Consider the following 16,219-nt stretch of genomic DNA (forward strand, 5'->3'; position numbering starts at 1 on the left):
GCTATGCAAAATAACTGCATGGATATCATTTTTAGTTTTATACTGTCTTTATACTGATTAATATTTTAAAACAAAGTAACCGGTTATATGATTTTGTTCTCCGCCTGCTGTCCAGTCGATCAGGTAGAAATAAGTACCTGCCGGCAGATAATGGCCGCTGTTATCCTTGCCGCTAAACACCAGGTCTTTGTTGTTATATCCCGTTAATGCAAAAACCTTATCGCCATTGCGGTTAATGATCTTCACGTGGTTATCAGGGAAGTTCTGCAATCCTTCGATGTACAGGAAGTCGTTGATACCGTCGCCGTTCGGCGATACAGCCTGATCAACTTTCACCACCTGGCCCGACGGATCAACCACCTGGACATATTGCGTAACATTAGGCGCTGCCTGGTAATTGGCGTTACCGGCTTGCGAGAATGTGATGATGACATTGCCCACATGCACCGGTACGATGGTCGAACCTACAACCTTAACAATCGTTGGGTCTGATGATACCATCGTTACAGGCAGGCCCGACGAAGCAGTAGCGTTCGGCGAATAGGCCGCTGCACCCCTGGTTTGGTATGGAATAGTAGCAACGGTGATGGTTTGCGTACCCGGGCCAACCGTTAAGGTTTTAGAGATACTTGCCGTACCGGTGTAGTTACCCGATGTTGGCGATATACTCGCGGTAATGGTAGCCGTGCCAATACCCACAATATGGATCTTTCCGTTAACAATGGTAGCTACCGCAGGGTTACTGCTGGTATACACAATCGGGTCGCCGGTGCTGCGTGCCAGTGGGTCGAAGTCGGCTTCTCCGTAGCTGTGGTTGCTGGTAAAGTTATCCCATGTTAATGTTTGTACCGCAGGTACAATGGTCAGGGTGCCTTTGCCGTAAGTAAACGTATAAAGGGTTGATACGGCTCCGCTCGCTGTTAACTGGTAAGTGCCTACCGGTATATTGCCGAAGAACCCGTTTGGCGAGCGCCCGTTGATGCTTACTACAGGCTGCGCGCTGAATTTTGTACTATCATCAAGCGGAACGTTACCGGTAGCGCTCTTAAACCCATCGTAAATCAGTGGGAATGAAATGAGCTGGGAGCCATAAGTGTAGGTTACATTTTTAGGCGTAATAGACATCGGTGCTTGTACCACAGTTAAGGCAATACTTGCGTTTGCAGCCGCTGCATTTGTATTATCAGCAGGCGACGATGCCGTGATCGTACTTGAGCCTGTGCCCACAATATGTATCAGCTGGCCGGTAGTAACCGTAACACCGTTGGTAACAGCAGTGGCCACTGTAGTAGTACCGCTGGCATATAAAACAGGGCTGGCTGCACCCAGTGATGATGATGCCGGGCTAAAGTCGGGGTCGCCATAGTATTTGTTTAGCGGCGTTTGCGCTATCACGATCGGGGTCACCGTCAGGGTTTGGCTTAATACCTGGGTTGGCACGCCGCCGCTGCCGGCCTGGGTAGCCGTAATGATAGCTGTATTGCCTAATGAGGCAGTTGGCGGTACATTAAAGTGCAATTTATTGTTCACTATGCTTACCAGGCCGGGGTTGTTGCTGGTATAGGTAATCGGTACGCTGGTAATCGTACTTGTAGCGCCCGGATCCAGGTCGGTTAAGCTGAATGCCTGGGTACGGGTAGCTGCAAAGGTAAGCGTTGCCGCAGGCGATACCGTTAACACCTGGGTTGTAGCTGCCGGAATAGTAGAGTTGCCTATAGCCACCTGGGTAGCAGTAATGGTAGTTATACCTGCCGATACCATGTGGATGTTGCCATTAACGATAGTGGCCACTGCCGGGTTGCTGCTGGTATAGGTAATTGGTACCGAGCTCAAGGTGCTTGTAGCTCCCGGAGCCACGTCAACTGTTCCATAAGTTACACTGCGGGTTGCCGCGAAAGTAATTAACGGCGCAATCACCTCTAAATTCTGGCTTACATCGGGCACAACAACATTACCTAACGATGCCGTGATGGTGGTAATGCCCAAACCAACAAAATGAATATTGCCATTAACGATAGTGGCTACTGCAGGGTTACTGCTGGTGTATGTAATAGGCACTGCGGTATTGTTTGCAGTTACCAATTGATAGTTGCTGGTTGCCGCAGGAGCCAGATCGTTGGTGTTGAACCTTACCTGGTTCAGGTTGGGGTTCACCGGAGTTGTCGGGAATATCTGCTGGCCTAATGGCGGGAAGGTTATCGAAGCCGGAGTTATAGTGAGTGGCTGCGATACGTCGGCCGGGGTTGTACCTGGTATGCCGTTAGGGCCACCACCTGCCGAAGCTGTAATGATGGTTGTATTCGGACTTGGGTATGTTACCACGCCATTGATGATAGATGGCGGTGTCGGGTGGATATTGCCGTTAACAATTGTAGCTACAGCGGGGTTGCTGCTGGTAAAAGTAAGCGTAGCGCCATTGCTTGCGGTAGCACTTGGCGTGTAATCGCCGGTGTTGCTGAACGGCTTGCTGCCCAGCGGCTGGAAGGTAATAGTTGGCGTCGACACCGACGTAATGGCAGGCAGCAATACCAGGCTCGAGCTAACCGGGATTGGCTGATAGTTGGCCGAAGTAGGCTGACTGGCTGTGATAGTACAGGTACCTACACCAACCAGGTGAAGTGTATTGCCGTTAATAATGGTTGCAACGGTAGGGTCGCTGGTTGAGTAAACTATCGACGGGCCGCTTAATGTACTTGTAGCGCCAAGGGTCACGTCGCCCGAGTTGACCAGTTTGGTTCCGAGGGCTGCAAAAGTGATCGTAGCCGGGGTAACGGTTAGATTTTGAATGGAGCTTAACGGGGCCGGAGAACCCTGATACGAGCCCTGAGAGGCTGTGATATAACAGGTGCCGATACCGGTATAATGTAAGTTATTACCGTTAACAATGGTCGCTACTGAAGGATCGCTGCTGGTATAAACTACCGGGGCAGCAGCATTGATCGAACCGGTTGTGGTTAAGGCAAGATCGGTCGATGTAAATACCTTGGTGCCTAAGGCAACCAAGGTTAATGTAGGCGTTGTTACCACAAATGATTGCGCCACATCGGCCGGAGCAATATAACCCGCATTGATGGCATCGGTATTTTGTGATGCAGTGATCGTTGTGGTACCAATACCTGTAATATGGATTGCATTATTTACGATAGTGGCCACGTTAGGATCGCTGCTGGTATACGTGATCGGTATGGTAGTTAATGTGCTGGTAGCGCCCAGGCCGATATCATTAATTTGATATGGTTTGCTGGTTAACGCACCAAAAGTGATAACCGGGTTTGTTACGGTTAATGCCGAAGTTACATCAGCAGGGAGAGTAGCTGTACCCGTCGCGCCACCGCCTTGCGAGGCTTTAATAGTAGCAGTGCCAGGGGCCACAAAATGAATATTGCCGTTAACAATAGTTGCTACAGCAGTATTGCTGCTGGTATAAGTAATCGGCGTCGTCGAAACTGTACTTGTAGCGCCCGGAGCAAGGTCAATATCCGTTAACGCCTTGCTGCCCAACGATGCAAAAGTGATGGTTGGCGCTGTTACCGTTAACGATGAGGTAACATCGACAGGTAAAATACCATTGCTTACCGTGCCGCCGCCCTGAGATGCTGTAATAGTGGTTGTACCGGTACCTACGTAATGGATATTGCCGTTAACGATAGTCGCAACTGCAGTATTGCTGCTGGTATAAGTAATCGGCGCAAGGGTATAAGTACTTGTTGCACCGGGGGCAAGGTCGGTGCTGTTTAACGCTTTCGAACCAAGGGCTGCAAAGGTAATGGCCGGTGTTCCGGTAATGGTTAATACCTGTGTCGCATCGGCAGGTACAGTGCTTGTACCGGTTGCGCCACCACCCTGGCTGGCGGTAATCGTGCTCGTGCCTGCGTTGATGATATGGATCTGCCCGTTAACAATAGTTGCTACCGCTGTATTGCTGCTGGTATAGGTGATCGGGATACCGGCAACAGTACTGCTTGCGCCGGGGGTGATATCATTATTATTATAGGTTACAGTACCCAATGCAGGGAAGGTAATTGCCGGGGCCACTACTGTTAATACCTGTGATGCCGATGTGGCGCCGCTTTGTGTCTGCGATGCCGTAATGGTTGTGGTATTGTTCGGCGATGCAGGTACCGGGGTTGTTAAGTGAATCATGCTGGCGCTGCCGGTAACGGTAGCGCTAAATCCTGATCCGTTGCCAACAGTAGTTAAAGCCGCTCCTGTTAAGGTAATTACAGCGCCGTTTACCGGCAGCGCACTTAACGCCTTAATGGCAATAACACTACCGCCCGAAACAACAACAGTTGCAGTTGTTGTACTGATGTTGCCGTTAATGGTGAGCGGTACCGCAGTATAGGTACCATTGGTATAGCCCGAACCGCCTGTTACCGGTACATTAAACGTAGGATAGGTTACGATAGTTGCTACTGCAGGGTTGCTGCTGGTATACGTAAACGGAATACCCGGAACAGGGCTGCTTGCACCCGGACTAAAGTCGATATCCGTGTATTGTTTTGTACCATACACCGGTAAAGTTATCGCAGCTTGTATTACTGTGAACGGTTGCGAAACGTCGGCAGGCAAAGTTGTAGTACCCGTGGCGCCGCCGCCTTGTGATGCTTTAATAGTTGTGGTACCGGGTGCAACAACGTGGATTTGACCATTAACGATGGTTGCAACGGCTGTGTTGCTGCTGGTATAGGTTATTGCTGCAGTAACAGTGCTTGTAGCGCCTGGCGCAATATCAACCGTGTTTGTCGATATCGCATTTGCCAATGGCGGGAAGTAGATTAGCGGAGCGCTTACTACCAATGGCTGGCTCACATCGGCAGGTAAAGTAGCAGTACCCGTAACACCGCCGCCTTGTGATGCGGTAATGGTTGTTGTACCTGTACCAACAAAATGAATGAAGCCGTTAACAATGGTTGCTACTGCAGTATTGCTGCTGGTATAGGTGATAGGCACTGTAGTGAGCGAGCTTGCCGCGCCCGGGTTCAGGTCGGAAGCTGTCATCGTCTGTGTACCGAAAGCCGGCATGACGATGGTATTCTGGGCCACTGTCAATACCTGTGAAACATCCGGAGGAAGCGTTGCGGTACCCGTGGCGCCGCCACCTTGCGATGCGGTGATAGTTGTAGTGTTGTTGGTTGATGGCGATCCAATTAAGTGGATAACGCCGCCGGCGCTTGCTACCGTAACAGTAAAGCCGGTACCGGCGCCACCAATTTGCGATGCCGCGCAGGTTAACTGATCATTCACTTTATAACCGCTGCCGCCCGATAAAATAGTTACACCGGTAACTGATCCGCCGACTACCAGGATCTGTGCGGTTGCGCCGGTACCTGTACCGGTTACGCCATTGGCATAGATCAGGGGTACAGGCGAATAAGTTCCGATAATGTAATTGCCGCCGCCGACAGGGTTATTAAGCCCGGTTATGCTGTTTGGCAGGATGGTAGCCACAGCAGTATTGCTGCTGGTATAAGTGATCGGTACAGTTGGTAAGCTTGTCGTCGCAGCCGGGTTGATGTCGGTAGCGTTTAAAGTAACCTTTCCTAAGGCTGCCATGTTCAATGTTGGCGGAGTTACGGTTAAAGCTTGTGTAACGTCGGCCGGCAGGTTACTGGTACCTGTAGCGCCGCCACCCTGCGATGCCGTGATGGTCGTAGTACCTGGTGTTACAAAATGCACAGTACTTCCAACTCCGGATACGGTAATGCTGAACGGCGAATTGGTTGTTGTACCACCCAGGCTGGTTACCGGGCACGATAAAACATCGCCTGCGGTATAGCCAGAGCCGGCCGAAGTAATGGTATAGCCGATAACGCCATTGGTGGTCGAAACTACGGTGCCGCCAACCACTATCTGCGATAAGGTTGCAACGGTAATGGTTGCTGTAGCGCCCGTGCCGGTGCCGCCGGTAAGGGCCACGTTGGGATAAATGCCATTTACATAGCCTGCTCCCCTTACAAGGGTGTTGGTTGATGTGATCGCATTATTGGTAATGGTAGCCACTGCGGTATTGCTGCTGCTGTAAGTAATAGGTACGGTGGTAATTGTACTTGTAGCGCCGGGGTTAACATCGGTACTTGAGAAAGTACGTGTGCCAACTGCCGGGAAAGTAATTGTAGGAGGGGTTACAGTTAAATTCTGTGATACACTTGCCGGTAAGCTGATGTTGCCGGTGGCAGCTCCGGCAGGGCCGGTTTGCGATGCTGTGATCGTGGTTGTACCGGTGCCTACAAAGTGGATATAATCGTTAACGATGGTAGCTACCGCGGGGTTGCTGCTGGTATAAGTTATCGGAAAACCGGTACTTACCGCTCCAACCACCACCTGGAAACCGCTGCCTGTGCCACCAATGCTTGCCGCAGGGCAGGTCAAAATATCGCCAACGGCATAGTTAATACCTGTTGATACAGGCACTACTGATGTTACAACACCGCCGATAACGGTAATAGTTGCAGTAGCCCCTGTGCCCGAACCACCGGTTAAGGGTATGGCATAATAAGTGCCGTTAGTATAGCCCGAACCTGCCGAAGGTGCATTAAATGTCGAGATACTGCTGGTTGTAAAGTTTGAGCCCGTAGCGCCGGGGTTTAAGTCGGCACTAGTAAACTGTTTGGTGCCCAGCGGCGGGAAGTTGATAACCGGTTGCGTAACAGTTAAAGTTTGTGATACATCAGGTGGGATAGCTGCTGTATTAAGCACATTTATTGCGAAGCCGGAGCCGCCTCCAATGCTTGCTGATACAGCGCTTAAAGTATTGCCGAAGGCATAACCGCTGCCGCCATTGGTAATATATACAGTAGTAACACTGCCGTTGGCAACCACAATGTTTGCGATGGCCCCTGTACCTGTACCGCCGGTAAGTGCTACATTAGTGTAGGTGCCATTAACGTATCCCGAGCCACCCGCCAAAGCGTAAGTACTCAGAATATTGCCATAAGTTATACCTGTTGTACCCCCACCCTGGCTGGCTGTGATAACCGTAGTATTGTTAGGGGCCGCTGGTACCGCATTGTTAAAGTGAATATTGCTGGTATAACCTGTAACGGTATAGGTAAAGCCGGAGCCTGCTCCGCCAATTGATGAAGAAGCACAGGTCAAAACATCACCAATGGCGTAGGTAGCGCCGTTTGCGGTAATAGTTACAGCAGTTACCGCGCCGCCCGAAGTGGTAATGGTCGCAGTAGCGCCGCTGCCCGTTCCACCCAGGACCGGAACTTTGTAATAAGTGCCGGCCACGTAAGACGAACCGCCGGTAGTGATACTCCCGGTAATAATATTGTTGATGGTTGCTACAGCCGGGTTACTGCTGGTATAAGTAATAATTTTATTGGTGACTGTGCTTGAGCCGCCCACAGCTATATCCTGTGCCGAATAAGGCTTGGTGCCTAATGTTGGCAGGGTAAGCGTAGGCGGGGTAACAACAAGGGTATTTGTTACATCCGGCGGAAGCGTAGCGTTTCCCAAAACGCCGCCTCCCTGGCTGGCGGTAATAACAGTTGAGTTATTGGGGGCCGCAAGTGCCGATATATAACGGATATTATTGGTTAGCGACAATACAATAACGCTGAAGCCCGAGCCTGAACCGCCTATGCTTGATGCCGCGCACGACAAAACATCGTTAGCCTGATAGCCCGAACCATTGGTTGTTGGCGTAACTGTTGAAACTATACCGTTGGTTACGACAATGGTCGCCAGTTCGCCGCTGCCACTGCCGCCTGTTAAAGGCACGTTTAAATAGGTCCCGTTAACATAGCCGCTACCGCCGTTAGGTGCACCCAAAGTAAGCGTATTGGTAATAATGGCTACCGAAGGATTGCTGCTGGTATAAGATATAGCGGGCGCGTTTGTAGCCGTACTTGTAGCTGCCAGCGCAAGTTCGGTATTGGTAAATACTTTACTGCCCAAAGCAGCGAAGGTGATAGCCGGCGATGTTGGGGCTGCTGCAGCACTCACCGTTAATACCGAAGTTTGATCGGTAGGCGCCGGGTAACCAGCAGCCGTAGCTGCTGCTGCCTGCGAAGCGGTGATGGTTGATGTACCAATACCCACATAATGAATGTTACCATTAACTATAGTTGCTACAGCAGGGTTACTGCTGGTCAGCGTAATCGGTATATTAACTAAGGTCGAGGTGACAGTTGGCGTAAAATCAACCGGGGTGAAAGTTTTCGTACCTAAAGCGGTGAACGAAATAGTAGGCGCTGTTACGGTTAAAGCGCTGGTCGCATTAACCGGGAGATTCGGATCGGTACCTCCGCCCTGCGATGCGGTGATAGTAGCGCTACCCAGGCCAACGTAGTGTACGTTGCCGTTCACTATAGTAGCCACAGCGGTATTGCTGCTGGTGTAAGTGATTGGAATGTTGGATAAACTGTTGCTCGATGCCCCCAATGGCAGATCGATATTGCTGAACGCCTTGCTGCCTAAAGCCGCGAAGGTAATAGTAGGTGTAGCCGGTGGGGTAGTGGTGGCCGCCGTAACAACTAAAGTGGTGTTAGTTGCCGTTACAGTTGCCGTACCGCCGGTACCTACCGGGTAAGTTATGGTTGCTGTTATAGAGTTATTTGGAGATGCCGAGGCATTTAGCAGGTGCACTTTATTGTTAACAATAGAGAATGCCGTAGCTCCTGAACTGGCCGGCGCGCTGCTATTGCTGTATACAATGGTCGTATAATAAGGATTGGTACCGCTTAGTGTAGCTCCGGGATCAAAATCGGGCGAGCCTACTGCTTTGCTGCCTTGCGATGCCGTAAAAGTTGGCGCCGGTGGGGCAGTTATGGTATATACTGCAGATACCGCGGCAGCATTAGGGAAATTGCCGTTACCGGCCTGGTTGGCCGTAATGGTTACCGTACCGGTTGCTACCAGGTGTATACGGTTGTTGATAATAGTTGCAACCGCAGGGTTATTGCTTGTATAAGTGATTGGATAGTTTGGGAAACTTGCAGCGGCATAAGTACTTACAGCCGGAGGTGTGATATCTGCCGATTGCAAGGCTACACTTGCTGCCGGAAATGCACTGATCACTGCCTGTGCACCCGCGTTAACTGTCAGGGTTTGCGTTTTTACCGGTGCAGCGCTGTAATTAACACCGTCGCCGGGCTGCGAGGCTGTGATAACCGCTGTACCCACCCCAACAAGGTGTATCTTGTTGTTTACGATAGTAGCGACTGCAGTATTGCTGCTGCTAAAATTTACCGTTAAACCGGATGTTGCTGTTGCTGTTATGGCAAAATCGGCAGCACCAAAAGTTTGGGTAGTTGTGAACGCATTAAAGGTAATGGTTTGTGCGGCAGGTGGCGCTAAAACCACCCTCGCCACCGGTTTGCTAATGTTAGCCTTTACCGATTGATGCTGCGATAAACCTATTACAATCAGGAAAATGAATAAGTAAATTTTTTTCATACGGGTTTATTTAGTTTAATTTGGCAATAAAGCTTTTGGTTAGTTGCTTTTATGTGTATACAGTTAGTTTGCATGTTATAAATAGTCCACACGTATCGGTAATAAATTCTTGCTGGTTAAAGAATAAATTAAGGCTACACTGTGCTCGATGGTTATGTGTCTGTTGTTACAGAGGTTAATAATTGTAGCTACGAACGTAATGTATTATATTTAAAAGGCCATCCTGTAGTGTCATGCTTACAGTTAATTTGAAGGGTTGAAAAGCAGACGGAAAAATGCCCTGAGGATGAGAAATTTATATATCGTTTAATAATCAATGCCGGTTTTTATAAATTTTGATACGACAGCATAGTAAAAATTGCTTTTCTGTTATTTCTTCGTAGTAAATTAAAAATGTGTGTTTGACGTTTAATGCGCCTGCTGCTAAACGGTCAGCAATCACAAATGAAGCACACACCCGTTCATTTATCGTGTCAGTATGATAAGTCAGCTCAATAAAACCAACGATTTTTGAGATATTTGCCGCCGTGGATAATTTAAAACAAGCCCTGTATGCCTTATGTTGGCAATATGTTGAAAGCCGTATTGCAACAGCTGCTGAGGCTATAAGATCGGCGCAGCAGGCTGCCGGCGAAGAAACCAAAAGCAGCGCCGGCGATAAATACGAGACCGGCCGCGAAATGATGCAACAGGAAACTAACCGCAATATGACCCAGTTGGCAGAAGCCAATAAACTAAAAATAGCTCTGAATCAGATACCGGTTGATGCACCACCGGCTGGAATTGTGCAGCCCGGGAGTTTGGTGATTACCGATAGCGGCAACTTTTATATTGCCATAAGTGCAGGCACTTTAACCTGCCATGGGGAAACCTGTTTTGCCGTATCTATTACCTCGCCAATCGGCATGCAACTCAAAGGGAAAAAGGCCAGTGAGCATTTTAGTTTAAACAACAAGCAATATCGCATTCTGTCTATTCTGTAAAACCTTCGTAATGTCTTAAAAATATACCGATGAGTATATTTTTATTATAAACTCCGAAATTTAAACGGCAAAACGTTTAGGTATTTTTACAAAAAATCATTAAAAAATTAATTTTGTTAAAAATTTAGTAAAAATTAAAATTAATTGTTGAAAGTATTGCAATTAAAAATACTGTTCGTACATTTGTAATGTAATTAATGCAAGGCGCTGGTTCGGCAGCAAAGATTTAAGGTTCGAGTCCTTCCTTCGCAACTCTTCTCATAATTTAGGTTTATAATTGGTTAGTAAAGGCCTCCTGCCCATCAGGAGGCTTTACTGTTTTTATGTCATTTTAAACACACGTTTATAATTAAATATCCTAACAAACAGGTGTTTAATTGCATTTGCGGCATTATTGAGTATTTTTGGCTACATGTTCCAGTTCCCCCGTTCACACAAATCAATTCAATAGCCCTCCCCGTTAATGTTCCGTCTCCTGATAAGCAAATATTTACCTGTATATCTCATCATCAGTATCCTGCTAACCGCCTGCTTTAACCAGCAAAATGATAACAGTAAAGTTTTAAAGAAGCGTTTCGCGGAAATAGATAGCCTGATCATCGCCGGAAAGAGCGACAGCGCAATTTTATTGCTGAATAAATTACGCCCAAAGATTAAAAATACCGACCCTTTGATATGCACCTATTATAACTTTCAGGCACAGCATAACCAGGATAACCTGCAGTTAATGCAGATATATGCCGACAGCTCTATAACTTTTTTTGCAGACACCGATAAAGCAAAGCAATATCCGGATGCTTATATCAATGCCCTGCTTGTAGAGGGTGATATCAGTATGAAAAAAAAGAAATTTGATACCGCGCTCGATTATTATTATAAAAGTAAAAGGCTTATATCGGCCGCCGGCTGCGAGGATGGTACGCTTGCGGGCAAGATAGCCAACATTTATTATCAGCAAAAAAACTATCGCCTGGCTGCCCAGTGCCTGATTGAGAGTTACAGGCATTTGCAATATTGCGCCCAATTTACCCAGCAGAAAACCTTTTTTATCAGGCAGGGCCAGTTGAATAACATTGCTATAGCGTATCAGAGGGCCGGTATGCCCGATAGCGCGTTGTATTACTATAACGAGGATGTAAGATGTATAGATAAGGCTGAAGAAAATCCTAATCTTGGCGAGTTTTACACGCGATCTGCACGTATTGTTGTGTACGATAACCTGGGCGGGCTTTATCTAAAAACCGGCGACCTGGTTAAGGCCGAGGATTATCTGCTTAAATGTATTGCCATTCCCAATAAGGATGTTGACGGGGTGCATATACCGCCTTATCTGAAACTGGCTGAAATTTATTTAAATACCAATCGGTATAAAAAAGCGATAGAAATGTTTGCAAAGAGCAGGGCCCTGCTTGATAAATATAAAAAGGATAACCCCGATTCGGAGATCAACTGGAACAGGCTTTATGCCCTATACCTGTTCAAACAGCATCAGCCCGACAAAGCTTACCAGTATGAGTCTGTTTATGTACATTTAAAAGATTCGGTTGAAAGCTCGGTCGCACAGATCTACCGGTTCGACGTCGATCATGAGCTGCGGGCTATCAAGCAACAACAGATGCTTGCCGAAATTAAACGGCAGGATAGCGTAAAGATGATTTATCTCATCGGAATAAGTATTGCCGGTATGTTGTTGTTGGTCATTATCGTCCTTATTAACCGCAACTTAAAACAGAGCAGGAAGAATTACCATATCATTACCCTGCAGAACGAACAATTGCAAACTACGCTTGCCGAGCTGGAGCGGGCCAATAAAAACTATATCCGCATCATGCGGGTAATGGCGCACGATCTGCGTAACCCGCTATCGGGTATGATAGGGCTCGCCACGGTATTGCTTGATGAGGATGAGTTTAGTGAAGACAGTAAGCACATGCTGCAATTGATCGAAACAACAGGGGTGCACTCGATCGAGATGATCAACGAATTATTAAAATCGGGTTTGGCGGATGAAAATGAGGCCATTGCTAAGCAAAACCTTGATCTGAAAGCTTTACTGCACGATTCGGTTGAACTGCTGCAGTTTAAAGCGAATGAGAAAAATCAGCAGATTATTTTTGAAGCTGATGACCAGCCGGTCATGACCGAAGTGAACCACGAAAAGATATGGCGCGTGTTTAATAACCTTATCGTCAATGCCATTAAATTCAGTTATGAAAATGGTGTCATCAAAGTGGGCATCAAACGCAATACCAATGACAGGCATATCCTGGTTTGGGTTGCTGATAATGGCATGGGCATCCCCGATAAGGACAAAGACAGTATATTCGAAATGTTTACGGCCGCTAAAAAGAATGGCACCAATGGCGAGCAACCCTTTGGCCTGGGCCTTTCTATCTCCAAAAAAATAATCGAGAAACACAACGGGCGCATCTGGTTTGAGAGTGAAGCCGGCAAGGGTACCATCTTCTACATCGAATTGCCCGTTTAGTGACATGAATTTTTAAAAAACTCACCAGGATTTTTTTGAAATCCTGGTGAGTAAATATCAATTGAGTAAATATCAATTTTTAGGGTCTATGTTGATCGTTAGATCGATTAAGCCTAAAAACCTGCCATTATTGGGATTATAACTTAAGGTTACAGGTATCCAGAAGCCGCCAAATTTATCAACCAGGTAGCGATAAGTGATATTGGCCGTGGTTGCGGTTGGAAAACCTGGCGCATTGTTACCCCTGTCGTAACTAAAAAAGCCTTTGATCTCCATATTCGATTTGCCGTTGGCATCTTCGCGCAGAACGCGGTTGCAGCCACTTTCAAAATGATATTTTTGTGCCGACCCCAACAACCCGTTGTTAAAGAACCGGGCGTAGCCTGATGCGTTAAACTCCCAGAAACCGCTTCCGCTATCCTTGCTCAAGCCGAAAACCAAATCGCTTTGTATGGTTGTTGTATCGTTTTTGCCGTAAGGTACATGGAAATAAGTGCCGCTTAAGGTCCACAAGGGTTTGTTTTTAATTTCGTTTACGGCGTTTTTAAAATCGGCGTTTGCTTTGGCGGCTAAACCTCCATCGTTAACAATCGGGCTGTTCATTGTGATAAGTGCACTAAGCAAATCGGGATCTAAATCGGTAATATCAGAACTTTTACCATATTTCCTGATCGAAGAATAAAGCAAATTTAATTTTATCCGGATAGTCGAGTCCTTTTTGGACCGGGACAGATTTGATCCTTCTACATTTGATATCAACATACTCCGGGCCCTGGCGACATCACGTATAAATATATTTGAATAGTTATTCATCGTGGCCGTCAACTCATCACTTCTTACAGTAAGGTCACGTTTATTAAGCAATGTCACCTTTAAGGTGCCGCCAAATCCTGCTATGTTACTGTTGCTGTCTACCTTACCCGAAACTGTCCATTCCACATTCCGTGCCCAGCGTGTGCCCCGATATGCTGCACCACTGCCAAAATTGGGGTTGAATATGCGTATGGTTCCGTAGATAGTTGAGCTGTACGAAGCCTCTTTTTTATCGCCGAAAATGTTTTTGATGGCAATCTTGTAGGCGTTGGTTAAAACATCATTGGCTATGCCGGTTTTTAAGATAGACGATGTTTTTTCAACATCATTACTGGTTTTGATAAATGGTAATGTTGTCGGGGCGTTACCGGTTTCTGTTTGCGCATTAACATGGCCGGCCACCAGTAGAGGTATCAATAATATAAATAACTGCTTTTTCATGTTACAAGGTGCTAAAGGTGAAACCATCAATAAAAAAACCGGTGTATGGTAATGATATGGAGCCATCAATATCGCCATCAATAACAAGTGTAAATTTACTCGTAGTAGAGCCCGAAAGGTCAACGTAATAGGTTTCGCCTGCCTTTAGGTCGGTAAGGGTTACGTTAAAATCATCGTCAAAATCCTTTTTATAATCGTAACCATTGGGGTTGGGATGATAAACCTCGATTAAAACCCCGTTAGTACCAGGCGTATCAAAACTGCCTTTAAGTGTTATAGTGCTCATTTTAGTGTGGTTTTTATGCCTACTCTCAATCCGTTTTCGGCGTTCCCGGTGTATTGTCAAATGGAATCGGCTTATCAGATTTTCGACAGATAGGGCTTAAAAATGCCTTCTATAGCATCAACCCCTGCATAACCTGCTGCCAGCACGGTAATAAGATACTGGTTGGATGTTTGTCCGGGCTCTGGAGCGCCTTTAATAATGGCCGTTAGTGCCCCCGCTATAAAACCAATAAAAAGGCTCAGTAAAAACCGGTTCCAGCTAAAATCGTCGGTGGGTTGATTGGCAAGCGTCTTTGCCTGATTGTCGGTACGCAGCTTGATAAGGCCGACGATTACCCTGACGCCTTGCCCGATAACGCCTAATAAGCCTCCCAATAATATCTGGCCGATAAGGTTTGTTGTTAAGTTCATGATTTGGGATTTAAGTGAAATGATATCCCAAAATTCGATAAGAACTATGAAGGGGATTACCGTATGAACTACCTTTTTAGTAGGGTGTTTATACGGTATTAAATAAGGTGTAAACGCGCTGATAAGTTATGCTTATTTTTAAGAATTTTGAGTTATAAACATATATTATTTGTATTTTTCAATTCAATTAACTCGTGTTTCAACCTAATCCCTTAGATCATGAAAAAACTATTGATTGGAAGTGCAATTATTTTAATTGCAACTGTTTGCGCCTTTCGCGACAAGGACAACGACCAGCGAAAAGCTAATATTATTAAATCATTGCATGCGTCATCGATGTGTGATAGATGTACTTTGGATAGTATCCCTTTTATTAGAGCTGATTCTATGGTCAGAGCATTTATAAATGTAAGTAATGAGCGATCATATGACGATAGTTTACATACTTGTGTTTGGTTTAGTGCGGATTTTTTTAAAGCTATGTGTAATAAAGTAGATAGCCTGCCTGATGGTGATGGTATAAGGTTTTATTTTGCTAAAAAAGGCAAGCAGTACTCGGCAATACCTGTTGCAACTAAAGTTGGAAGTATTTATTCGGGTAACAAATACCATCATAATGATTACTTTCTGCCAAAATTTCTTTCGGTTAATACCAAGTGTACAAAGATATTTGCTTTCCCAACCGACAATACTCCACAAAGAGGCGCGAGGTTATATGATACATTGAAGCCCAAAATAACTGCACCTTCAGATTCAGATTGTACGTCGAAGTCCACTCATTATATTTCATCATCAAAAGCTTATCGCATGGTTTATAAAAATTGTGGTAAAGGGGCCAAAAATGGTAAATTTAATGCAACGAGTGAATGGTTTGAAATTAGCTTTCTACAACAATTGGCGAAGTTGGTTCCCAAAGATGGAGGAATAAGACTTTATTATGCAAAGAGCGGTGGCAGCATAATTAAACACGGACGTTTGTTTCCAAAAGGGCGCCATGGTTTTGTGTTAATGGTAACTCAGCCGGACTATGACAAAAAAATTCAGCGCGATAAATTTGTTTGTTTACCTAAAATAGATCGCAAAGACTTTATAAATAAAATCAAGGACCTCCTGACCTCGAAAATCAGCGACAAGAAGTTGCTATCAGATGCTTTATCATTGGCAGACGATACTGGCTTTGGTGCGACAGACAACGGCGAAGAATGCCCGACAAATTGTATAGGTGTAACCTGGAGCGACCCGGGACAATAAAGTAAACTTATTTTAACTTATGTTTGAATTCTTAGAAAAAAATACCTCTGTAAATACCAATATCGAAACAGTTGGTTTTATCATTGCCCTGGTATGCCTTATCCGCGATAAAAATTGGTTTTGGCGGGGGATGGTTCTGTAC

The 16,219-nt window shown here is 46.2% G+C and carries 7 protein-coding genes; 3 read left to right on the forward strand and 4 right to left on the reverse strand.

The window, feature by feature from the left end; all coding sequences use genetic code 11:
* Window positions 1-57 precede the first annotated feature (57 nt).
* Complete coding sequence (locus BEL04_RS13550) at window positions 58-9,405, reverse strand: gliding motility-associated C-terminal domain-containing protein (protein ID WP_066004747.1); 9,348 nt, start codon at window positions 9,403-9,405, stop codon at window positions 58-60.
* A gap of 527 nt (window positions 9,406-9,932) precedes the next feature.
* On the opposite strand from BEL04_RS13550, the gene BEL04_RS13555 reads away from it, so the two are divergent.
* Both BEL04_RS13555 and BEL04_RS13560 read left to right on the forward strand, forming a co-directional pair.
* The gene (locus BEL04_RS13555) at window positions 9,933-10,388 is read left to right on the forward strand and encodes a 3-oxoacyl-ACP synthase (RefSeq protein WP_066004749.1); all 456 of its coding nucleotides are present in this window, start codon (window positions 9,933-9,935) and stop codon (window positions 10,386-10,388) included.
* 463 nt (window positions 10,389-10,851) lie between these two features.
* On the forward strand, window positions 10,852-12,876 hold the full coding sequence (locus tag BEL04_RS13560) for a tetratricopeptide repeat-containing sensor histidine kinase (RefSeq protein WP_066004752.1): 2,025 nt from the start codon (window positions 10,852-10,854) through the stop codon (window positions 12,874-12,876).
* 72 nt (window positions 12,877-12,948) lie between these two features.
* Here BEL04_RS13560 and BEL04_RS13565 read toward each other — a convergent pair whose 3' ends face one another.
* The 3 genes from BEL04_RS13565 to BEL04_RS13575 all read right to left on the reverse strand — a co-directional run bounded on the left by BEL04_RS13565 (window position 12,949) and on the right by BEL04_RS13575 (window position 14,826).
* The gene (locus BEL04_RS13565) at window positions 12,949-14,130 is read right to left on the reverse strand and encodes a hypothetical protein (protein WP_066004754.1); all 1,182 of its coding nucleotides are present in this window, start codon (window positions 14,128-14,130) and stop codon (window positions 12,949-12,951) included.
* Window position 14,131: 1 nt separating this feature from the next.
* Window positions 14,132-14,416, reverse strand: a complete 285-nt coding sequence (locus tag BEL04_RS13570; protein WP_066004756.1) for a hypothetical protein — start codon at window positions 14,414-14,416, stop codon at window positions 14,132-14,134.
* 74 nt (window positions 14,417-14,490) lie between these two features.
* Entirely contained in the window at window positions 14,491-14,826 is a 336-nt protein-coding gene (locus BEL04_RS13575) for a hypothetical protein (RefSeq protein WP_066004758.1), read from the reverse strand.
* A 219-nt stretch (window positions 14,827-15,045) separates the two neighbouring features.
* Here BEL04_RS13575 and BEL04_RS13580 point away from each other — a divergent pair, with 219 nt between their 5' ends.
* Window positions 15,046-16,077, forward strand: a complete 1,032-nt coding sequence (locus tag BEL04_RS13580; RefSeq protein ID WP_066004760.1) for a hypothetical protein — start codon at window positions 15,046-15,048, stop codon at window positions 16,075-16,077.
* The last annotated feature ends 142 nt before the right edge of the window (window positions 16,078-16,219 follow it).

The organism is Mucilaginibacter sp. PPCGB 2223 (assembly GCF_001705515.1).
Taxonomy (GTDB): Bacteria; Bacteroidota; Bacteroidia; order Sphingobacteriales; family Sphingobacteriaceae; genus Mucilaginibacter.

Coding starts and splice junctions, on each gene's coding strand:
- BEL04_RS13550 (WP_066004747.1), bottom strand. CDS start 9,405: ATGAAAAAAATTTACTTATTCATTTTCCTGATTGTAATAGGTTTATCG.
- BEL04_RS13560 (WP_066004752.1), top strand. CDS start 10,852: ATGTTCCGTCTCCTGATAAGCAAATATTTACCTGTATATCTCATCATC.
- BEL04_RS13565 (WP_066004754.1), bottom strand. CDS start 14,130: ATGAAAAAGCAGTTATTTATATTATTGATACCTCTACTGGTGGCCGGC.
- BEL04_RS13570 (WP_066004756.1), bottom strand. CDS start 14,416: ATGAGCACTATAACACTTAAAGGCAGTTTTGATACGCCTGGTACTAAC.
- BEL04_RS13575 (WP_066004758.1), bottom strand. CDS start 14,826: ATGAACTTAACAACAAACCTTATCGGCCAGATATTATTGGGAGGCTTA.
- BEL04_RS13580 (WP_066004760.1), top strand. CDS start 15,046: ATGAAAAAACTATTGATTGGAAGTGCAATTATTTTAATTGCAACTGTT.